Raw genomic sequence first — 21718 nt, 5'->3', positions numbered from 1 at the left:
ATGACCACTGCAACCCCGATCGTCAAGGCCGAAGCGAAGGACCTGAATTTCTTCTACGGCGGTTTCCATGCCCTCAAGGGTCTCAACATGCCGGTCTACGAGAAGAAGGTGACGGCCCTGATCGGTCCTTCCGGCTGCGGCAAATCCACCTTCCTGCGCTGCTTCAACCGCATGCACGACCTCTACCCGGGTAACCGCTATCAGGGCGCCATCAACTTCTTCCCTGACCAGACCAACCTGCTGGCCGAGAAGGTGGATCCCATCGAAGTGCGCATGCGCATCAGCATGGTGTTCCAGAAACCCAATCCTTTCCCCAAGTCCATCTACGAGAACGTTGCCTATGGCCTGCGCGTGCGCGGCGAGAAGAAGCGCACCGTGCTCGACGAGAAGGTGGAGGAGGCCCTGCGCGGCGCGGCCCTGTGGGACGAGGTGAAGGACCGCCTGGACGATCTGGCCTTCAATCTTTCCGGCGGCCAGCAGCAGCGCCTGTGCATCGCCCGGGCCCTGGCTACCGATCCCGAACTACTGCTCTTCGACGAGCCTACTTCCGCCCTGGACCCCATCGCCACCGCCAGCATCGAAGAGCTGGTGTCCGAGCTGAAGGAAAAGGTCACCATCCTCATCGTTACCCACAACATGCAGCAGGCGGCACGGGTTTCCGACTTCACGGCCTACATGTACCTGGGGGAGTTGATCGAGTTCGGCATCACCGACCAGATTTTCATCAAGCCCCAGAAGAAGCAGACCGAGGACTACATCACCGGCCGCTTCGGTTGATTGTCCTTTTTTGCGAGTGGCGGAATTTGCCATAAATCATAGAAACGGCCGGCCTTCCCGGCCGTTTTTCTTGGTTTGCGGCGCATCCGGTATCTCCGGTTTTGCATTGACCCGGGAGTCTTCTAAAAGATATAATTAAAAAGTTTTATGCACTCCCGTTTTGGGGGCGCTTCACCTGATCCGAGTCTTTGAGTCATGCGCCAAAAACTGGTTGTTGGAAACTGGAAGATGCATGGCGGCTTGGCAGCCAACCGTTCCCTGCTCCAGGGTGTGGTTGCCGGGGTGAAGGGGCTTGCCGCTGCGGTCGAGTGTGCCGTTTGTGTTCCCTATCCGTACCTGGCTCAGGCCCAGCAGGAGCTGGCTAAGACTGAAGTGAGTTGGGGGGCGCAAAACCTGAGCGAGCAAGTCTCGGGGGCATTTACCGGTGAGGTAAGTGCGGCAATGCTCAAGGATTTTGGCTGTCGCTATGTCATCGTCGGCCACTCGGAGCGCCGGGCGCTCTATGGCGAGGATGACGGGCTAGTGGCAAAGAAGTTCAAGCAGGCTCTGGCGGGCGGGTTGGTGCCGATTCTGTGTGTCGGTGAAACCCTGGCTCAGCGGGAGTCCGGTCAGACGGCTGAGGTGGTTGCTGCCCAGCTGGATGCGGTCCTGGATGCGGCGGGTGTTGAGGTTTTCGCCGGAGCGGTGGTTGCCTATGAGCCCGTGTGGGCCATCGGTACCGGCCTCACGGCCTCTCCCGCCCAGGCCCAGGCGGTGCATGAAGGGATTCGTGCCCGACTGGCGGCAAGAAATGCAGAAGTGGCTGCCGGAGTGCGTGTGCTCTACGGTGGCAGCGTCAAGGCGGGGAATGCGGCGGAGTTGTTTGCCATGCCCGATATCGACGGGGCTTTGGTCGGCGGCGCATCCCTGGTGGCGGAAGAATTCGTGGCCATTTGTCGTGCGGCTGCCTTTTGAGAAAAGAGTGACATGAATTACCTGTTTTCTGTGGTGTTGGTGGTGCATATCCTGGCGGCCCTGGGGATCATTGGTTTGGTCCTGATCCAGCATGGCAAGGGTGCCGATATGGGGGCTGCGTTTGGTAGCGGTGCGTCCGGCAGTTTGTTCGGCGCTACCGGTTCTGCCAACTTCCTGTCCCGTACCACCGCCATCCTCGCGATCGTTTTCTTTTCGACCAGCCTGGCGCTCGCCTATCTTGCTTCGGCCAAGCCGAAAAATAGTGGCAGTGTGATGCAGGAAGCTGTACAATCCGCGCCTGCTTCTGCGCCGAATGGCGCGCCGGCTGTGGTTGGCGGCGATGCCGCCGCTGCAGCGGCAGATGCTGGAGTTGGTTCGAAAGCGAAAGACATTCCCAAGTAATTTTTGGGTTTGGTTCTCTGGTACGGAAAGCAGAAGTCCTCGAATTGCCGTGCCAGAGTGGCAGTGCCGACGTGGTGAAATTGGTAGACACGCTATCTTGAGGGGGTAGTGACGTAAGTCGTGCGAGTTCGAGTCTCGCCGTCGGCACCAATTGCAACGAAGTCCAGTGGTTCCGCCAGGGGTCGTTGGGCTTCAGAACGAAGCGATAGCGCGGCGGATCATGCTGGAAAACTACTTCCCGATCTTATTATTCATTCTGGTCGGCATCGCCATCGGTGTTCTGCCGATTGTCCTTGGTTGGCTGATTGCTCCCAACCGTCCCGACGCTGAAAAGCTCTCCCCCTACGAATGCGGCTTCGAAGCCTTCGAAGACGCCCGTATGAAGTTCGATGTGCGGTATTACCTGATCGCCATCCTCTTCATCCTGTTCGACCTGGAAATTGCCTTCCTCTTCCCCTGGGCCACGATTTTCAAGGAAATCGTCAATACCGAGGCCGTGAAGTGGTTTGGTTTCGCCGAAATGATGGTTTTTATCGCCATTCTGGTGGTCGGATACATCTACGCCTGGGTCAAGGGCGCGCTGGAGTGGGAGTAAGCGTATGGCTATCGAAGGTATTCTGCAGGAAGGCTTTGTCACGACTACCGCTGACAAGCTGATCAACTACATGCGTACGGGCTCCCTGTGGCCCATGACGTTCGGTCTAGCCTGCTGCGCCGTGGAAATGATCCACGCCGGCTGTTCCCGCTACGACCTGGACCGCTTCGGTATCGTTTTCCGTCCCAGCCCCCGTCAGTCCGACGTGATGATCGTGGCCGGCACCCTGACCAACAAGATGGCTCCCGCCCTGCGCAAGGTCTACGACCAGATGCCGGAGCCCCGCTGGGTCATCTCCATGGGTTCCTGTGCCAACGGCGGTGGCTACTACCATTATTCCTATTCCGTGGTGCGCGGTTGTGACCGCATTGTGCCGGTGGATATCTACGTTCCGGGCTGCCCCCCGACCGCTGAAGCCCTGCTTTACGGTCTGGTGCAGCTGCAGAACAAGATCCGCCGTACCAATACCATCGCCCGCTGATCCTGGAGAGTTCCCATGTCCAAACTGGAAACCCTTGGCCAGAGCCTGCAGGCGCAGTTCGGTGAGCGCCTCAAGAGTCTCAAGCTGGCCCTCGGTGAAGCGACCATCGAAGTCGATGCCGCCGATTATCTGCAGGTGATGCAGGAGTTGCGCGATTCCGAAGCCCTGTGTTTCGACGAGTTGATCGACCTGTGCGGCGTCGATTACTCCACCTACGGCAACGACGGCTGGAGCGGCAAGCGCTACGCGGTGGTGGTCCACCTGTTGTCGGTGGCCAAGAACTGGCGTCTGCGGGTGCGTGTCTTCGCGCCGGATGATGCCTTCCCCGCGGTGGATTCCGTCGTCAATGTCTGGAGTTCCGCCAACTGGTTCGAGCGCGAAGCCTTCGACCTGTTCGGCATCGTTTTCCCGGGTCACGAAGATCTGCGCCGCATCCTGACGGATTACGGCTTCATCGGCCATCCTTTCCGCAAGGACTTCCCCATTTCCGGTTATGTCGAAATGCGCTACGACCCGGACCAGGGTCGGGTGATCTACCAGCCGGTGACCATCGAACCGCGCGAAAACACGCCGCGCATCGTGCGCGAAGAGAATTACGGGGACGTCTGATATGGCCGAAATTCGTAACTACACCATGAACTTCGGGCCCCAGCACCCTGCGGCCCACGGTGTGCTGCGCCTGGTGCTGGAGCTCGACGGCGAAGTCGTGCAGCGCGCCGATCCGCACATCGGCCTGCTGCACCGGGCTACCGAGAAGCTGGCGGAAACCCGCACCTGGATTCAGTCCGTGCCCTATATGGACCGTCTGGACTATGTGTCCATGATGTCCAACGAGCATGCCTACTGCCTGGCCGTTGAAAAGCTGCTGGGCATCGAGGTGCCGGTCCGTGCCCAGTACATCCGCGTGATGTTCGACGAGATCACCCGTCTGCTCAACCACCTGCTGTGGATCGGCTGTCACGGCCTGGACGTGGGTGCCATGGCCATGGTGCTGTACACCTTCCGCGAGCGGGAAGACCTGGTCGATGCCTACGAGGCCGTTTCCGGTGCCCGCATGCACGCAGCCTACTACCGTCCGGGCGGCGTCTATCGCGACCTGCCGGACCGCATGCCCCAATACACCGAGAACCGCTTCAAAAGCGCGTCCACGGTCAAGACCCTGAACGAGAACCGCACCGGTTCCCTGCTGGATTTCCTGGAAGACTTCACCAATCGCTTCCCGACCTATCTGGACGAGTACCACACCCTCCTTACCGACAACCGGATCTGGAAGCAGCGTCTGGTGAACGTCGGCGTGGTCAGCCCCGAGCGCGCCCTGCAGCTCGGCTTCACCGGCGCCATGCTGCGCGGCTCCGGCATTGCCTGGGACCTGCGCAAGAAGCAGCCGTACGAAGTCTATGCCGATCTGGATTTCGACATTCCCGTCGGCGTGAACGGCGACTCCTACGACCGCTATCTGGTGCGTATGGAAGAAATGCGCCAGTCCAACCGCATCATCAAGCAGTGCATCGACTGGCTGCGCAAGAACCCGGGTCCGGTCATCACCGACAACCACAAGGTTGCACCGCCGGCCCGCGAAGGCATGAAGTCCAACATGGAAGAGCTGATCCACCACTTCAAGCTCTTCACTGAAGGCATCCACGTGCCCGAAGGCGAGGCCTATGCCGCCGTCGAGCATCCCAAGGGCGAGTTCGGCATCTATTTCGTCTCCGACGGTGCCAACAAGCCGTATCGCATGAAAATCCGTGCTCCTGGCTACGCCCACCTGGCGGCCATGGACGAGATGGCACGGGGCCACATGATCGCCGACGTGGTGACGATCATCGGCTCCCAGGACATCGTTTTTGGCGAGATTGACCGCTGATGCTGACTCCCGAATCCCTCAAGAAGATCGACCGCGAGGTCGCCAAGTATCCGGCTGATCAAAAGCAGTCGGCGGTGATGGCATCTCTGGCGATCGCCCAGGAAGAAAAAGGCTGGCTGGCCGACGAAACCATCGAGTTCGTCGCCAACTATCTCGGCATGCCGCCCATGGCGGCCCTGGAAGTGGCCTCCTTCTACAACATGTACGATCGCAAGCCGGTGGGCAAGTACAAGCTCACCGTCTGCACCAATCTGCCCTGCGCCCTGACCGGCGGCGAACACGCCGGTGAGTACCTGCAGCAGAAGCTGGGCATCGGCTACGGCGAGACCACTCCCGATGGCAAGTTCACCCTGGTCATGGGTGAGTGCATGGGAGCCTGCGGCGACGCCCCGGTGATGATCGTCAATAACCGGTCCATGTGCAGCCACATGAATCCGGAACAGATCGACCAACTGCTGGCGGAGTTGAAATAATGGCCATTCTGGGAGCGATCAACCCCACCCTGACCGCCGGCTGGAACGGTGACGCGGGCTGGAGCCTGAAGGATTACGTGGCCCGCGGCGGCTACGAGGCCCTGAAGAAAATCCTGGCGGAAAAGATTCCCCAGGAACAGGTCATTGCCGAAGTGAAGACCTCCGTCCTGCGCGGACGGGGCGGCGCCGGTTTCCCCACCGGTCTGAAGTGGAGCTTCATGCCCCGCTCCTTCCCCGGCGACAAGTACGTGGTCTGCAACTCCGACGAGGGCGAGCCCGGCACCTTCAAGGACCGGGACATCCTGCGCTACAACCCCCACTCCGTGATCGAAGGCATGGCCATCGCCGCCTACGCCATGGGGGCCACCCGCGGCTACAACTACATCCACGGCGAAATCTGGGAAGTGTACAAGCGCTTCGAGGATGCCCTGGACGAAGCCCGTGCCGCCGGTTTCATCGGCCAGAACATCCTGGGCTCCGGCTTCAACTTCGAACTGTTCGCCCACCACGGCTACGGCGCCTACATCTGCGGTGAAGAAACCGCCCTGCTGGAGTCCATCGAAGGCAAGAAGGGTCAGCCCCGCTTCAAGCCGCCGTTCCCCGCCTCCTTCGGCCTTTACGGCAAGCCCACCACCATCAACAATACCGAGACCTTCGGCTCCATTCCCTTCATCATCCGGGACGGTGGCGAGAAGTTCCTCAACCTGGGCAAGCCCAATAACGGCGGTACCAAGCTGTTCTCCATTTCCGGCCACGTCAATCGTCCCGGCAACTACGAGATTCCGCTGGGCACCCCCTTCAGCACCCTGCTGGAGATGGCCGGCGGCGTGCGCGGCGGTCGCAAGCTCAAGGCGGTGATTCCCGGGGGCTCTTCCGCTCCGGTGCTGCCCGGCGACGTGATGATGGAATGCACCATGGACTATGACTCCATCAGCAAGGCCGGCTCCATGCTGGGCTCCGGTGCGGTCATCGTCATGGACGAGACCACCTGCATGGTCAAGGCTCTGGAGCGCCTCTCCTTCTTCTATCACGAAGAGTCCTGCGGCCAATGCACTCCCTGCCGTGAAGGCACCCCCTGGCTGTACAAGGTGGTGAGCCGCATCGAGCACGGCCTGGGCCGTCCCGACGACCTGGATCTGCTCGATTCCGTCTGCGAAGGCATCATGGGCCGCACCATCTGCGCCCTGGGCGACGCCGCCGCCTTCCCCGTGAAGAGCTTCATCAAGCACTTCCGCGACGAATTCGTGCACCACATCGAACACAAGACCTGTCTCGTGCCCAAGGATGTCCAGCGGGCGGGTAGCGGGTTCTTCAAGGCTCAGAACTGAGGCTTAAGCGACATGCTTGAAATCGAAATCGACGGCAAGAAGGCCGAGGTACCCGACGGCAGCACGGTGATGGATGCCGCGCAGCAGGTGGGTGTCTACATTCCGCACTTCTGCTACCACAAGAAGCTTTCCATCGCCGCCAACTGCCGCATGTGTCTGGTGCAAGTGGAGAAGGCGCCCAAGCCGCTGCCGGCCTGTGCCACTCCCGTGACCAACGGCATGAAGGTGTTCACCCACTCCGAGCTGGCCGTCAAGGCCCAGAAGGGTGTGATGGAATTCCTCCTCATCAACCACCCCCTGGACTGCCCCATCTGCGACCAGGGCGGCGAATGCCAGCTGCAGGATCTTTCCGTGGGCTACGGCGGCGTCAAGAGCCGCTACCAGGAAGAGAAGCGGGTGGTGTTCCACAAGGACATCGGCCCCCTCATCTCCATGGAGGAGATGAGCCGTTGCATCCACTGTACCCGTTGCGTGCGCTTCGGCCAGGAGATTGCCGGCATCATGGAACTGGGCATGGCGAACCGGAATTTCCATTCCGAGATCACCACTTTCATGGCCCGCACCGTGGATTCCGAGCTGTCCGGCAATGCCATCGACCTGTGCCCGGTGGGTGCCCTGACCTCCAAGCCTTTCCGCTACAGCGCCCGCACTTGGGAACTGCAGCGTCGCAAGTCCGTCAGCCCCCACGATTCCCTCGGCGCCAACCTGGTGGTCCAGGTCAAGGGCAACAAGGTCATGCGCGTTCTGCCCCGTGAAAACGAGGAAGTGAACGAGTGCTGGATTTCCGACAAGGACCGTTTCTCCTACGAAGCCCTGAACAGCGAAGAGCGCCTGACCAAGCCCATGGTCAAGCAGGGCGGCGAATGGAAGGAAGTGGAGTGGAACGTGGCCCTGGACTACGTGGCCCACGGTCTGAAGGACGTCTCCCGTGAATTCGGCGGCGATGCCTTGGGCTTCCTGCTGTCTCCCCACGCCACCCTGGAAGAACTGGCTCTGGCCAAGAAACTGGCGGCCGGCCTGGGTTGCGACAACGTGGACTTCCGCCTGCGTCAGCGCGACTTCTCCGCCGACGGCAAGCGTGCCGGCACTCCCTGGCTGGGCCTGAAGCTGGCCGAGATCAAGGATCTGGACGGTGCCCTGGTGGTCGGTTCCTTCCTGCGCAAGGATGCCGCCCTCTTTGCCCAGCGCCTGCGCCAGGCCGCCAAGAAGTTCACCAAGGTGAGCTTCATCGATGTGGCCGGCGATGGCCAGCTGATCAACACCCATGCCCGCCTGACCCTGGCTCCGGCCGACCTGATCCGCGGTCTCGGTGCCGTGGTCAAGGCCGCTGCCCAGATCAAGGGCGTGGCAGTGCCCGCCGGTCTGGACAGCCTCAATCCCTGTGAAACCGCCCAGAAGATCGCCCAGTCCCTGGTGGATGGCGAGAAGAAGGCCGTGTTCCTCGGCAGCGTGGCCCAGCAGTCCGGCGACGCCGCCCAGCTGCAGGTGCTGGCCAACGAACTGGGCAAGATCACCGGCGCCACCGTCGGCTTCATCGGCGAGGCTGCCAACAGCGTCGGCGGTTATGTGGCCGGCGCTCTGCCGGGCAAGCTCAATGCCCGCACCATGCTGGAACAGCCCCGCCAGGGCTATCTGCTGCTGAATGCCGAGCCCGAGTTCGACTTTGCCAATGCCCAGCAGACCCTGGCTGCCCTCAAGCAGGCCAAGCTGGTGGTGTTCATGTCCGCCTTCAAGCACGCGCCGGCCCTGGAGTACGCCGATGTGATGCTGCCCGTTGCCCCCTTCACCGAAACTGCCGGTACCTTCGTCAATGCCGAAGGCCGCGTGCAGAGCTTCAACGGTGTGGTGCGGCCCCTGGGCGAAGCCCGTCCGGCCTGGAAGATCTTCCGCGTCCTGGGTAATGTGCTCAACCTGTCCGGCTTCGATTACGAAAGCGCCGAAGCAGTGCGCGACGAGTTGCTGGGGCAGGGCACCGAATTCGCCGCCGGCCTCGATAACGGCATCAGCGGTGTGAATGTGGCACTGGCCCCGGCCCCTGCCGGTCTGCAGCGGGTGGGCGATGTGCCCATCCACTTCGCCGACACCCTGGTGCGTCGCGCGCCTTCCCTGTTGCGCACCCGTGACGGGCAGGCCCCCATGGCCCGCATCAACGGCGCCACGGCAGCCCAGTTGGGTCTGGAAGAGGGCGCCCAGGTTCGTGTGCGCCAGGGCGACGGTACTGCCACCCTGACCCTGAAGCTGGACGAAGGGACTCCTGCCGGTTGCGTGCGGGTTCCCGCCGCCCATGCCGCCACTGCGGCCTTGGGTGACCTGTTCGGCACCATCACCGTGGAGCGTGCATGATGGATATGCTGCAGCAATTCATTCAGGGCGTTTTCGGCCCTGCCTGGCCGGTGGTCTGGAACCTGCTCAAGATCGTCGCCGTGGTTGCCCCCCTGCTGCTGGGTGTGGCCTACCTGACCTACTTCGAGCGCAAGGTCATTGCCTACATGCACGTGCGGATCGGTCCCAACCGGGTCGGTCCCTTGGGCCTGATCCAGCCGATCGCCGACGGCCTCAAGCTGTTGCTGAAGGAAATCATCGTTCCGTCCGGTGCCGACAAGTGGGTCTATCTGATTGCTCCCGGCCTGGCCATCGCTCCGGCGCTGGCAGCCTGGGCAGTGGTGCCCTTTGCCGACGGCCTGGGTGTGGCCAATATCGATGCCAGCCTGCTCTACATCATGGCCATCGCCTCCATGGGCGTCTACGGCATCATCCTGGCCGGTTGGGCTTCCAACTCCAAGTACGCCTTCCTCGGTGCCATGCGTTCCGCGGCCCAGATGGTGTCCTACGAAATCTCCATGGGCTTTGCCCTGGTGACCGTGCTGATGGTGTCCAACAGCCTGAACCTCACCGAAATCGTGCGGGCCCAGGATCACGGCATCTTCGCCGGCATGGGCCTGACCTTCCTTTCCTGGAACTGGCTGCCCCTGCTGCCCATGTTCATTGTCTACCTGGTCTCCGGTGTGGCTGAAACCAACCGGGCCCCGTTCGACGTGGTGGAAGGTGAATCCGAAATTGTGGCCGGCCACATGGTGGAATACTCCGGCATGGCGTTCGCCCTGTTCTTCCTGGCCGAATACGCCAATATGATCCTGATTGCAGCTCTGACCTCCCTGCTGTTCCTGGGCGGCTGGCTGTCTCCGGTGGGATTCCTGCCCGACGGCTTCTTCTGGCTGGCCGCGAAGATGTCCTTCGTGCTGTTCCTGTTCCTCTGGTTCCGTGCCACCTTCCCGCGCTACCGTTTCGACCAGATCATGCGTCTGGGCTGGAAGGTGTTCATTCCGGTTAGCCTGGTGTGGTTCACCGTGGTCGGCGTCTGGATGATGTCGCCCCTGAACATCTGGAAGTGAGGATTACACCATGGGTGCCATGAAAGATATTGTTAAGAGCCTGTTCCTCAAGGAACTGTTCCAGGGTATGAGCGTTACCGGGCGCTATTTCTTTGCCCGCAAGATCACCGTTCAGTATCCGGAAGAAAAAACTCCGCAAAGTGCGCGCTTCCGTGGCCTGCATGCCCTGCGTCGCTACCCCAACGGGGAAGAGCGCTGCATCGCCTGCAAGCTGTGTGAAGCGGTCTGTCCGGCGATGGCCATCACCATTGAAGCGGCCCAGCGGGATGATGGTTCCCGTCGCACCACGCGCTACGACATCGACCTGACCAAGTGCATCTTCTGCGGTTTCTGCGAAGAAGCCTGCCCGGTCGATGCCATCGTCGAAACCCGCATTTTCGAGTATCACGGCGAAAAGCGCGGCGATCTCTACTACACCAAGCAGATGCTCCTGGCCAACGGCGACCGCTACGAAGCGCAGATCGCCGCTGACCGTGAAGCCGATGCCAAATTCCGCTGACGGGACCTGAAATGGAATTCAAGACTGTCGTTTTCTACTTCCTGTCGGCGATCCTGGTTTACGCCGCCCTGCGGGTGATCACTGCCCGTAACCCGGTCCATGCCGCCCTGCATCTGGTGCTGTCCTTCTTCAGTGCCGGTGGCGTATGGGCGCTGCTGCAGGCCGAGTTCCTCGCCATCTCCATCGTTCTGGTCTATGTCGGCGCGGTGATGGTGCTGTTCCTCTTCGTCGTCATGATGCTGGACATCAACATCGACCGCATTCGCGAGGGCTTCTGGAACTACCTGCCCCTGGGGGCCGTGGTCGGCCTGCTGATGGTCGTGGAAATGGGCGCCATCCTGGGTAGCCAGTACCTCGGCGCTGCCGAAGCCCAGGTGCCCCAGACTGCCGCCGGTGTTTCCAACGTCAAGGAACTGGGGCGTCTGCTCTTCACCGAGTACGTCTATCCCTTCGAACTGGCGTCGGTGATTCTGCTGGTGGCCCTGATCGCCGCCATCGTCCTGACCCATCGGGGCGCCAAGAAGACCAAGTACACCGATCCTGCCAAGCAGGTGTTCGTGAAGGCAGCCGACCGCATCCGCGTTTTGCAGATGCCGGCCGAAAAACAGGACTAAACAACGTGGCTGCGGCCTGGCCGCAGTCTGCTGAAGAAGGATAAGGGAGGCCCCTTGCTTACTCTGTCGCATTTCCTCGTGCTTGGCGCGATTCTCTTCGCCATCAGCGTGCTCGGTATCTTCCTTAACCGGAAGAACCTGATCGTGCTGCTCATGGCGATCGAACTGATGCTGCTGGCGGTGAACATGAATTTCATCGCGTTCTCCCATTACATGCAGGATCTGGCCGGGCAACTCGCCGTTTTCTTCATCCTCGTCGTCGCCGCGGCCGAATCTGCAATCGGCCTCGCCATCCTGGTGGTGCTGTTCCGCAATCTGCGCACCATCCATGTGGATGATCTGGACAGCCTGAAGGGTTAAGCATCTATGGATATGAAGAGCCTCTATCTGCTGGTTCCCCTGGCCCCCCTGGCGGGTGCCATCGTCGCCGGCCTGTTCTGCCGCGTCATTCCCCGCTGGCTGGCCCATACGGCCACCATCCTGGGGGTGGCCGTGGCGTTCATCACCTCCATCGTCATCTTCCAGGATGTGCTGGCGGGTGGCCGTTTCGACGGCACCGTCTATCAGTGGCTGGCCAGTGGCAAATACAAGTTCGAAGTCGGTTTCCTGATCGACAAGCTGACCGTGACCATGATGCTGGTGGTGACTTCCGTCTCCCTGATGGTGCACCTCTACACCATCGGTTACATGAAGGAAGACCCCGGCTACAACCGCTTCTTCAGCTACATCTCGTTGTTCACCTTCTCCATGCTGATGCTGGTGATGAGCAACAACTTCATGCAGCTCTTCTTCGGCTGGGAAGCCGTGGGCCTGGTTTCCTACCTGCTGATCGGCTTCTGGTACACCCGCCCCACCGCCATTTTCGCCAACATGAAGGCCTTCCTGGTGAACCGGGTCGGCGACTTCGGTTTCATCCTCGGCATCGGCCTGGTGCTGGCCCATTTCGGCAGCCTGGACTACGCCACCGTGTTCGCCAAGGCACCTGAACTGGCTAACAAGACCATCAACATCTGGGGTTCCGCCGACTGGTCCCTCATGACCGTTGCCTGCATCTGCCTGTTCATCGGCGCCATGGGCAAATCCGCCCAGGTGCCGCTGCACGTGTGGCTGCCCGATTCCATGGAAGGCCCGACCCCCATCTCCGCCCTGATCCACGCGGCGACCATGGTGACTGCCGGCATCTTCATGGTGGCCCGCATGTCCCCGCTGTTTGAACTGTCCGACACGGCCCTGTCCTTCGTCCTGGTGATCGGTGCCACCACCGCCCTGTTCATGGGCTTCCTCGGCATCATCCAGAACGACATCAAGCGCGTGGTGGCCTATTCCACCCTGTCCCAGCTGGGTTACATGACCGTGGCCCTGGGCGCTTCCGCCTACTCCGTGGCCATCTTCCACCTGATGACCCACGCCTTCTTCAAGGCCCTGCTGTTCCTCGGTGCCGGTTCCGTCATCATCGGCATGCACCACGACCAGGACATGCGCAACATGGGCGGCCTGCGCAAGTACATGCCCATCACCTGGATCACGTCCCTGATCGGTTCCCTGGCCCTCATCGGCACGCCCTTCTTCGCCGGTTTCTACTCCAAGGACTCCATCATCGAAGCGGTGGCCCTGTCCAACATCGCCGGCGCCAAGTACGCCTACTTTGCGGTCATGGCCGGTGTCTTCATCACCGCCTTCTATTCCTTCCGCATGTATTTCCTGGTCTTCCATGGCGAGGAACGCTTTGGCAAGGCTCACCACGATCATCATGGCGACCATGAGGACGAAGAACCGGCCGACGACCACCACCACGGCCTGGCTCCCGGCCAGAAGCCCCACGAGTCCCCCTGGGTGGTGACCGTGCCCCTGATCGCTCTGGCCATTCCGTCCGTGATCATCGGTTACATCGCCATCGAGCCCATGCTCTTCGGCGACTACTTCAAAGGCGTCATCCACGTCAATGAAGAGGCCCACCCGGTGATGGAAGCCCTGCACCACCACTTCCATGGTGCCGTCGCCATGGCGCTGCACGCCGTGACCACCCCGGTGTTCTGGCTGGCCTTCTCCGGCGTTGCCCTGTCCTGGTTCTTCTACATGAAGCGCCCCGACATCCCGGCTGCCATCAAGGCCCGTTTCTCCGGTATCTACACCCTGCTGGACAACAAGTACTACTTCGACAAGTTCAACGAAATGGTCTTTGCCGGCGGTGCCCGCCTCCTGGGCCGCGGCCTGTGGAAAGGCGGCGATGTGGCGCTGATCGACGGTCTGCTGGTGAATGGTTCCGCCCGTCTGGTGGGAGCGATCGCTTCCGTGGTCCGTTTCTTCCAGTCCGGCTACATCTACCACTATGCCTTCACCATGATCATCGGCGTGTTCGTGCTGCTGACCCTCTGGTTTAACCGCGCCTAAGCTAGAAGACTGGGATCAATATGTCTGGTTACTTGCTCTCTCTCGCCATCTGGACCCCGATTGTGGCCGGTCTGGTGGTGTTGTTCACCGGCTCCGACCGCAACGCGCCCCTGGCCCGCGGCCTGGCCCTGCTCGGAGCCGTCCTGGGTCTGCTGGTGACCCTGCCGCTCTATACCGGTTTCGACAAGGCCACCAGTGCCATGCAGTTCGTCGAACAGGCCTCCTGGATCGCCCCCTTCAACATCAACTACCACCTGGGGGTGGACGGCATTTCCATGCCCTTCGTCATCCTCAACGCCTTCATCACCATTCTGGTGGTGCTGGCCGGCTGGAAGGTGATCGAGCAGCGGGTGGCCCAGTACAACGCCGCGTTCCTGATCATGTCCGGTCTGCTCAACGGCATCTTCTGTGCTCTGGACGGCGTGCTGTTCTACGTCTTCTTCGAAGCCAGCCTGATTCCCCTGTACCTGATCATCGGCATGTGGGGCGGCCCCAACCGGGTTTACGCCGCCATCAAGTTCTTCCTCTACACCCTGATGGGCTCCCTGCTGTTCCTGATCGCCCTGATCTATCTCTTCTTCCAGTCCGGCGGTTCCTTCTCCATCCAGGACTGGCATCAGCTGCCCCTGGATCTGACCACCCAGATCTGGCTGTTCCTGGCTTTCCTGGTGGCCTTCGCCGTCAAGGTGCCGATGTGGCCGGTGCACACCTGGCTGCCCGATGCCCACGTGGAAGCACCTACCGGCGGTTCCGTGGTGCTGGCCGCCATTGCCCTGAAGCTCGGTGCCTACGGTTTCCTGCGCTTCTCCCTGCCCATCGCTCCCGACGCATCCCATGAGCTGTCCGGCCTGATGATCGGCCTGTCCCTCATTGCCGTCATCTACATCGGTTTCGTTGCCCTGGTGCAGGCCGACATGAAGAAGCTGGTGGCCTACTCCTCCATCGCCCACATGGGCTTCGTCACCCTGGGCTTCTTCATGCTCAACCCCCTGGGCGTCGAGGGTGCGCTGGTGCAGATGATTTCCCACGGCTTCGTTTCCGGCGCCATGTTCCTTTGCATCGGCGTGCTGTATGACCGAATGCACAGCCGCCAGATCGCCGATTACGGCGGCGTGGTGAACACCATGCCCAAGTTTGCCGCCTTCTTCATGCTCTTCTCCATGGCCAACGCCGGCCTGCCTGCCACCTCCGGCTTCGTCGGCGAGTTCATGGTGATCCTGGGGGCCGTCGAGTACAACTTCTGGGTTGCTTTCGCTGCCGCTACCACCATGATCGTTGGCGCTGCCTACACCCTCTGGATGTACAAGCGGGTGGTTTTCGGCGCCGTCGCCAACAGCCACGTGGCCGAACTGGAAGACATCAATGCACGGGAATTCTTCTTCCTCGCCATCCTGGCCCTGTGCGTCCTGGGCATGGGCCTGTATCCCCTGCCTTTCACCGAAGTGATGCATGCGTCGGTCAATGACCTGCTGCAGCACGTGGCCCAGAGCAAACTCCAATAATGGAAGCCGCCATGCTGACGAATTTCGTTATTCCCGACCTGCTGCCGGCAGCGCCGGAACTCTTCATCCTGGCCATGGCCTGCGTGATCCTCATTGTGGACCTGTTCGTCAAGAGCAAGGCCCGCACCCTGACCTTTGCGCTGACCCAGCTGACCCTGGTCGGTTGCGCCGCCATCACCTACATGACCAGCACGGGGGAGATCACCTATACCTTCTCCAACATGTTCGTCGATGACCTGATGGCGGACCTGCTGAAGCTGTTCCTCGACCTCACGGTCATCGTGGTGCTCTTCTATGCCCGCGGCTACATCGCCGAGCGGGTCTCCATGGCCAAGGGCGAGTTCTACGTCCTGGTGCTGCTGGCGACCCTGGGCATGATGGTGATGATTTCCGCCAACCATCTGCTGACCCTGTACCTGGGCCTGGAAATGATGTCCCTGTCGGTCTACGCCATGGTCGCCCTGAACCGGGATTCGACCCAGGCCACCGAAGCCGCCATGAAGTACTTCGTGCTCGGCGCCCTGGCCTCCGGCCTGCTGCTGTACGGCATCTCCATGGTCTACGGCGCCACCGGCACCCTGGAAATCACCCAGGTGGCCCAGGCCCTGGCCCAGGGCGCGGTCAACAAAACCATCCTGGTCTTCGGCCTGGTGTTCCTGGTGGCCGGCATCGCCTTCAAGCTGGGCGTGGTTCCCTTCCACATGTGGATTCCGGACGTCTATCACGGCGCTCCCACCCCGGTGACCCTGTTCATTGCCTCCGCTCCCAAGCTGGCCGCCTTCGCCATGGTCATCCGCCTGCTGGTCAACGGTCTGTTCTTCCTGGCGCCCGACTGGCAGCAGATGCTGATGATCCTGGCCGTGCTGTCCATGGCCATCGGTAACCTGGCTGCCATCGCCCAGACCAACATCAAGCGCATGCTGGCCTATTCCGCCATCTCCCACATGGGCTTCATGCTGCTCGGCATGGTTTCCGGCGTGGTCGGCGGCGATGCCCGTTTCGCCCTGAATGCCTACAGCTCCTCCATGTTCTACATGGTGGCCTACGTCATCACCAGCGTGGCCGGCTTCGGCATGATCCTGCTGCTGGCCCGGGCCGGTTTCGAGGCCGACTCCCTGGACGATTTCAAGGGTCTGAACAAGCGCAGCCCCTGGTTCGCCAGCATGATGATGGTGGTGATGCTGTCCATGGCCGGCATCCCGTTCTTCGTCGGTTTCTTCGCCAAGTTCGCCGTGCTGCAGGCGGTCGTCGCCGCCGGCTACATGTGGCTGGCTATCGCCGCCGTGCTGTTCTCCCTGATCGGCGCCTTCTACTACCTGCGGGTGGTGAAGCTGATGTACTTCGATGCTCCCCTGGACGAAACCCCCATCGCCGCCGGCTTCGACACCAAGCTGCTGCTGTCCGCCAACGGCCTGGCCGTGGCCCTGCTGGGTCTGTTCCCCCAGACCCTGATGTACCTCTGCGCCGTGGCCCTGGTGCGCTCCCTCTGAGGCGCCTTCCAGCCCCGCTCAGCAACGCCCCGGCAGCCCCGGGGCGTTTTCTTTTTCCTTGTTGCAACCCTTGCCGGAGCCATGCGTGGAACGTCAAACCAAGCCCGATGCCCATCTCGTCGAAGAAACCCTGAGTACCGAGCAGGTCTGGCGGGGCCGCCTGCTCGATGTTCGCCGTGACCAGGTGCGTCTGCCGGACGCCCATGAGGGGGTGCGGGAGTACATTGTCCATCCCGGTGCCGTGGTGATCATTGCCGTGCTCGATAATGGCAAGCTGCTTTTCGAACGCCAGTACCGCCACCCGGTGGGGCAGGTGTTCCTCGAACTGCCTGCCGGCAAGATCGATCCGGGGGAGGAAATACTGAAGACCGCCATCCGCGAACTGCGTGAGGAAACCGGCCATGCCGCGGGTCAATGGCGCTATCTGGGGGTCATGCATCCCTGCATCGGCTACTCCAACGAGCGCATCGAGATATTCCTGGCCCGGGAACTGACCCGGGAGTCGGCTCCCCAGTTGGATCACGGCGAGCACCTGGAGGTGATCGAAATGTCCCTGGAGGAGGCTGCCGCCGCCATCCGCGACGGGCGCCTGACCGATGCCAAGACCATCACCGCCCTCTATTGGGCGGAAAAGGTGCTGCAGGAAGGCTGGTGATCCAGGTCACCAAAGCAAAAGGCCCGCAATTGCGGGCCTTTTGCTTGATATCAGCCGTTGCTCAGACGGTATCGTCGCAGACCACCCGGTCGCGGCCGCTCTGCTTGGCGCGGTACATGCGCTGGTCAGCCTTTTCCACCAGGGTTTTCCAGTCCAGGGTCTGGTCTTCCAGGCGCTCGGCGATGCCGATGCTGGCGGTCACCGGCGAGCCGTCCGGACGCAGGCCGAAGCCGGCCTGGCGCATCCGCCGCATGGCCTGCTGGGCCTGTTCCAGATCCGTGTTGGGCATGATCAGGATGAATTCCTCGCCGCCCCAGCGGGCCAGCATGTCGCCCCGGCGCAGATTGTTCGAAATGGAGTCGGTGGCGCCCACCAGGACGCTGTCGCCGGCCTCGTGACCATAGCGGTCATTGACGGCCTTGAAGTTGTCCAGGTCGAGGAAGGCGATGGCCAGGGGAGCGTTGCTGCGGGTGGAGATGATGAACTGCAGTTCCAGCACTTCCTCGCCGCTGCGGCGGGAGAAAATGCCGGTGAGGGGGTCCCGCACGGCCTGCCGCACCAGGGCGATCATGAAGGCGAGCTGGGATAGTCCGGCCAGGGTGGACACACCGGTGATCAGGGTCAGCAGCCAGAAGGCGCCGGCAAAGGACGGCCAATCCAGGGTGGCCCAGCTGATGATGCCGGAGACGGCCTGGGCCAGCAGCATGGGCAGGGCGAAGAGGATGTTCTCCAGCAGGGTCAGGGGGAAGATGGAGAGACCCGCCAGCAGGACGAAGGGCAGGAAGGCGTAGCCGGCACCGATGGCGGCCTGCATGCCGGTCAGCTGGTAATTGACCAGCAACTGGTGGGTGGCGACGTAGAAGACGGTGGGGATGGCAAACAATATGGCCATGGCCCGGTAGGCGTCCGTGAGGCTGCCGGAGGGGCGGTAGTAGAGCACCAGCAGGGCAAAGGCGACGCTGGCCAGGATGCGCATGGAGGCCAGGGCGAACCACAATGGGAAGGGGAAGACCAGGTAGTCGATGATGCTCCACAGGGGCGTCAGGACGGCGAAGAGGAAGGCGAACAGGCGCACCCGGTTCACGATCATGGTCGCACGCCGCCGGGAGAGCAGAGTGAGGTGGAAATGGGGTGACACCAGCCAGGCCAGTTCGGCCTGGTTCAGCTCGCCGGGCATGAGGCCGGTGAGGCGGTGCCAGACGATATGTGCAAGTCGACTGGTCATGAAAAAGGGTCTTTTGTCTCGATGTAGCCTGTCGTGTTGTTGGTTGTACGGTGCCCCAAAAACAAGGGCAGCCCGCAGGCTGCCCGAGAGGATAGCATCAAATTGTTGCGCTGCGCTTAGCCGCAGGAGCCCACGGCGCCGCAGGCGGTGCAGAATTCGCAGCCATCCTTTTTGATGACCGTGGTATTGCCGCATTCGCTGCACAGCTTGCCCTGGGTGGGGCGGACGCTGTTGGAGGCTTCTTCCGGCGCTTCCAGGATGCCCATCTGCTGCAGGGGCACGCCCTGCTCGTCGAGGATGCCGAGCATGGCGTAGCGGTGGATGATGAGCTGGGCCAGGTAAGCCACCGTGGAGGGATAGTTGGTCTGGCGGCGGGTGCCTGGCACGAAGGCCATGAAGTCACCCAGGGGTTCCGGGTAGTCCAGCAGCTTGCGCAGCTTCATGCCGATCCAGGCCGGGTCCACCACCCGCATGTCGAGGGAGAGCAGCTTGCACAGGCCGTCCAGGGCGCGCGGATAGTTGCCGGAGAGCCACATGGAGTAGGGGCGGGTGACACCGTCGGGCAGGGTGATTTCCTTCAGGCCCAGGACGAAGTCTTCGCCGGTGGTCGGGTTGAAGACATCCACCGTCCAGGACAGGGTGCCGTCGGTACCGGTCTTCGGTTCCTTGGCGCTGAACATGGCGTCCACCACCGGAGTCGGGCCTTCGTGCTTCATGGCACCCAGCTGCTCCACACGCCAGTGGATCACCTGGGCCATGGCGGAAACGATGGAGGGCATGCGCTTGTGCTCGCCGTGGGGCGGGAAGGGCAGGTCGAAGGCGTCGCCCGGGGTCTTGGCCAGGGCATCCAGCTTCATTTCCAGCAGGCCCCGGTCATTGGCTCGCATGTCCATGGACAGGGTCTTGGCCACGGCACCCAGGCCGCGGGGCACGTCGGGACCGTTCACCCAGATCTCGAAGGGCCAGGAACGGCGCGGGGCGCCTTCCTCTTCCTGCTCCACATGGCCGACGAAGAGGGCGAACTTGCCCTGGGGGTAATCGAGCATGTAGGTCCAGGCCATGTTGCCTTCCGGCAGGGTGGGGCGGCCTGGCCAGCGCAGGGAGGCCAGCACGGGGGCCGGCAGGTTCTTGATGGAGAGGCGGCGGTTGGCGTCGGAGACGAAATCCTGAGGGTGATTCTTTTCCTCTTCAGCCTGGGCCTGGGCCTTGGTCGGCTCGACGGAGAGCACGGAGCCCAGGATGCTGTTGGGCCGGTAGGTGGCCAGGCCCTTGAGGCCGGACTTCCAGGCTTCCACGTAGAGGTCCTGGAAATCCTCGTAGGGGTAGTCGCCGGGCACGTTCACCGTCTTGGAGATGGCGGTGTCGATGTAGGGGGCGACGGCTGCCACCATGTCCTTGTGGGCGGCGGCGGAAATTTCCAGGGCGGTGACGAAGTAGTCGGGCAGCTTTTCCACATTGCCGCCCTGGTGCTTGTAAAGGCGCCAGGCGTAGTCTTCTACCGCGTATTCCTTCAGGGTGCCGTCGGGCATGCGCTTCTTCCGGTTGTAGGTCCAGGAGAAGGGCGGCTCGATGCCGTTGGAGGCATTGTCGGCGAAGGCCAGGGAAATGGTGCCGGTGGGGGCGATGGACAGCAGGTGGGAATTGCGCAGGCCGTGCTTGCGGATTTCGGCCTTGACCTCGTTGGGCAGGCGGGAGGCAAAGTTGCCGCCGGAAAGGTACAGCTCGGCGTTGAAGAGGGGGAAGGCGCCCCGTTCCTTGGCCATTTCCACGGAGGTCAGGTAGGCGGTGTCGCGCATGAATTCGGAAATGCGGGAGGCCATGGCCCGGGCTTCGGCCCGGTCGTAGCGCAGGCGCAGCATGGCCAGGGCGTCGCCCAGGCCGGTGAAGCCGAGGCCGATGCGGCGCTTGTTGGCGGCTTCTTCCTTCTGCCGTTCCAGGGGCCAGTGGGTGGCGTCCAGCACGTTGTCCAGCATGCGGGTGGACACCTTGATCACTTCACCGAAAGCGTCGAAGTCGAACTCGGTCTGTTCGGAGAAGGCGTTCTTGACGAACAGGGTCAGGTTGATGGAACCCAGGCAGCAGCAGCCGTAAGGCGGCAGGGGCTGTTCGGCGCAGGGGTTGGTGGCCTCGATCTGCTCGCAGTAATTAAGGTTGTTGTCCTTGTTGATGCGGTCCAGGAAGAGGATGCCGGGTTCGGCGTGGTCGTAGGTGGACTTCATCACCTGGTCCCACAGGTCCCGGGCCCGTACCTTGCGATAGACCCACATGCCGTCCTCGCGCTGGAAGGCGCCCTGGGACTTCATGTCGGCGTTGGGTTCGGCCTTGTGCACCAGTTCCACCTCGCCGTCGGCTTCCACCGCCTGCATGAAGGCATCGGTGACGCCCAGGGAAATGTTGAAGTTTGTCAGGTCGCCCTTGTCCTTGGCGTGGATGAAGTCCTCGATGTCCGGATGGTCGCAGCGCAGCACGCCCATCTGGGCGCCGCGGCGGGCGCCGGCGGATTCCACGGTCTCGCAGGAGCGGTCGAAGACGCGCATGTAGGAGACGGGGCCGGAGGCGCGGGACTGGGTGCCCTTGACCTGGGCGCCCACGGGGCGGATGGAGGAGAAGTCGTAGCCGACGCCGCCACCGCGACGCATGGTCTCGGCGGCCTGGGCCAGGGCGGTGTAGATGCCGGGGCGGCCGTCCACCACTTCGACGATGGAGTCGCCGACCGGCTGCACGAAGCAGTTGATCAGGGTGGCGGCGAGATCGGTGCCGGCGGCGGAGTTGATGCGGCCGGCGGGGACGAAACCGTTTTCCTGGGCCCAGAGGAATTTTTCTTCCCACTTGGCCCGGTCCTTCTCGTGTTCGACGGCGGCCAGGGCGCGGGCAACGCGGCGGCGCACGTCATGCACGTTCATTTCCTTGCCCTTGGCGTACTTTTCCACCAGCACTTCGGTGGAGATTTCCTGCTCGGGCAGCGGGGCAAATTCGGGTGCTTCGGGAATGGCGGACAGGGAGAGCTGTTCGGCGACCTGATTCATGGGTTTCCTCTCCAAAAATGTGGGTATGCGGTTGGTAATATGCCCCGGTA

Annotated in this window: 20 protein-coding genes and 1 tRNA gene; 19 read left to right on the top strand and 2 right to left on the bottom strand. The window is 62.1% G+C overall.

What is annotated here, in order from left to right; translation table 11 throughout:
- The 19 genes from pstB (at window position 1) to AC3QLZ_RS04170 (ending at window position 17417) form a co-directional block, all read left to right on the top strand.
- Window positions 1-777: a phosphate ABC transporter ATP-binding protein PstB gene (pstB, locus tag AC3QLZ_RS04260; RefSeq protein WP_014238067.1), complete on the top strand. Its 777-nt coding sequence runs from the start codon at window positions 1-3 to the stop codon at window positions 775-777.
- A gap of 195 nt (window positions 778-972) precedes the next feature.
- Window positions 973-1731 (top strand): triose-phosphate isomerase, encoded by a 759-nt coding sequence (gene tpiA, locus AC3QLZ_RS04255; protein ID WP_205229862.1) that lies wholly within the window; start codon window positions 973-975, stop codon window positions 1729-1731.
- Between the two features lie 12 nt (window positions 1732-1743).
- The gene (gene secG, locus AC3QLZ_RS04250; RefSeq protein ID WP_130458757.1) at window positions 1744-2133 is read left to right on the top strand and encodes a preprotein translocase subunit SecG; all 390 of its coding nucleotides are present in this window, start codon (window positions 1744-1746) and stop codon (window positions 2131-2133) included.
- A gap of 65 nt (window positions 2134-2198) precedes the next feature.
- Window positions 2199-2283, top strand: a tRNA-Leu gene (locus AC3QLZ_RS04245).
- A 70-nt stretch (window positions 2284-2353) separates the two neighbouring features.
- Window positions 2354-2728 (top strand): NADH-quinone oxidoreductase subunit A, encoded by a 375-nt coding sequence (locus AC3QLZ_RS04240; protein WP_014238065.1) that lies wholly within the window; start codon window positions 2354-2356, stop codon window positions 2726-2728.
- A gap of 4 nt (window positions 2729-2732) precedes the next feature.
- Window positions 2733-3209: a NuoB/complex I 20 kDa subunit family protein gene (locus AC3QLZ_RS04235; protein WP_014238064.1), complete on the top strand. Its 477-nt coding sequence runs from the start codon at window positions 2733-2735 to the stop codon at window positions 3207-3209.
- Window positions 3210-3224: 15 nt separating this feature from the next.
- The gene (locus tag AC3QLZ_RS04230; protein ID WP_130458756.1) at window positions 3225-3818 is read left to right on the top strand and encodes an NADH-quinone oxidoreductase subunit C; all 594 of its coding nucleotides are present in this window, start codon (window positions 3225-3227) and stop codon (window positions 3816-3818) included.
- A gap of 1 nt (window position 3819) precedes the next feature.
- Window positions 3820-5073 carry an NADH-quinone oxidoreductase subunit D gene (locus AC3QLZ_RS04225; RefSeq protein ID WP_014238062.1) on the top strand — a complete coding sequence of 418 codons (1254 nt, stop codon included), beginning with the start codon at window positions 3820-3822 and terminating at the stop codon, window positions 5071-5073.
- Window positions 5073-5546 (top strand): NADH-quinone oxidoreductase subunit NuoE, encoded by a 474-nt coding sequence (gene nuoE, locus AC3QLZ_RS04220; RefSeq protein ID WP_014238061.1) that lies wholly within the window; start codon window positions 5073-5075, stop codon window positions 5544-5546. The genes AC3QLZ_RS04225 and nuoE overlap by 1 nt, the downstream gene beginning before the upstream one ends.
- Complete coding sequence (gene nuoF / locus AC3QLZ_RS04215; RefSeq protein ID WP_014238060.1) at window positions 5546-6874, top strand: NADH-quinone oxidoreductase subunit NuoF; 1329 nt, start codon at window positions 5546-5548, stop codon at window positions 6872-6874. The genes nuoE and nuoF overlap by 1 nt, the downstream gene beginning before the upstream one ends.
- A gap of 12 nt (window positions 6875-6886) precedes the next feature.
- On the top strand, window positions 6887-9217 hold the full coding sequence (gene nuoG, locus AC3QLZ_RS04210; protein WP_287873723.1) for an NADH-quinone oxidoreductase subunit NuoG: 2331 nt from the start codon (window positions 6887-6889) through the stop codon (window positions 9215-9217).
- The gene (gene nuoH / locus AC3QLZ_RS04205) at window positions 9217-10266 is read left to right on the top strand and encodes an NADH-quinone oxidoreductase subunit NuoH (RefSeq protein ID WP_043799532.1); all 1050 of its coding nucleotides are present in this window, start codon (window positions 9217-9219) and stop codon (window positions 10264-10266) included. Before nuoG ends, nuoH begins: the two co-directional genes overlap by 1 nt.
- A 10-nt stretch (window positions 10267-10276) precedes the next feature.
- Window positions 10277-10765 (top strand): NADH-quinone oxidoreductase subunit NuoI, encoded by a 489-nt coding sequence (gene nuoI / locus AC3QLZ_RS04200; protein WP_014238057.1) that lies wholly within the window; start codon window positions 10277-10279, stop codon window positions 10763-10765.
- Window positions 10766-10776: 11 nt separating this feature from the next.
- Window positions 10777-11379, top strand: coding sequence for an NADH-quinone oxidoreductase subunit J (locus AC3QLZ_RS04195; protein WP_014238056.1), 603 nt, complete (start codon window positions 10777-10779; stop codon window positions 11377-11379).
- Between the two features lie 54 nt (window positions 11380-11433).
- Entirely contained in the window at window positions 11434-11739 is a 306-nt protein-coding gene (gene nuoK / locus AC3QLZ_RS04190) for an NADH-quinone oxidoreductase subunit NuoK (RefSeq protein WP_014238055.1), read from the top strand.
- 6 nt (window positions 11740-11745) lie between these two features.
- Entirely contained in the window at window positions 11746-13770 is a 2025-nt protein-coding gene (gene nuoL / locus AC3QLZ_RS04185; protein ID WP_492783389.1) for an NADH-quinone oxidoreductase subunit L, read from the top strand.
- A gap of 20 nt (window positions 13771-13790) precedes the next feature.
- Complete coding sequence (locus tag AC3QLZ_RS04180; RefSeq protein ID WP_014238053.1) at window positions 13791-15272, top strand: NADH-quinone oxidoreductase subunit M; 1482 nt, start codon at window positions 13791-13793, stop codon at window positions 15270-15272.
- An 11-nt stretch (window positions 15273-15283) separates the two neighbouring features.
- Complete coding sequence (gene nuoN / locus AC3QLZ_RS04175) at window positions 15284-16762, top strand: NADH-quinone oxidoreductase subunit NuoN (protein WP_014238052.1); 1479 nt, start codon at window positions 15284-15286, stop codon at window positions 16760-16762.
- Between the two features lie 85 nt (window positions 16763-16847).
- Window positions 16848-17417 (top strand): NUDIX domain-containing protein, encoded by a 570-nt coding sequence (locus AC3QLZ_RS04170; protein ID WP_014238051.1) that lies wholly within the window; start codon window positions 16848-16850, stop codon window positions 17415-17417.
- Between the two features lie 61 nt (window positions 17418-17478).
- Here AC3QLZ_RS04170 and AC3QLZ_RS04165 read toward each other — a convergent pair whose 3' ends face one another.
- Entirely contained in the window at window positions 17479-18642 is a 1164-nt protein-coding gene (locus AC3QLZ_RS04165; protein WP_014238050.1) for a GGDEF domain-containing protein, read from the bottom strand.
- Window positions 18643-18758: 116 nt separating this feature from the next.
- Window positions 18759-21668, bottom strand: a complete 2910-nt coding sequence (locus AC3QLZ_RS04160; RefSeq protein WP_416244153.1) for an adenosylcobalamin-dependent ribonucleoside-diphosphate reductase — start codon at window positions 21666-21668, stop codon at window positions 18759-18761.
- Between the last annotated feature and the right edge of the window lie 50 nt (window positions 21669-21718).

The sequence above is a fragment of the Azospira sp. MPR-LB4 genome (assembly GCF_058809525.1).
This window is presented reverse-complemented; position numbering and strand designations above follow the sequence as displayed.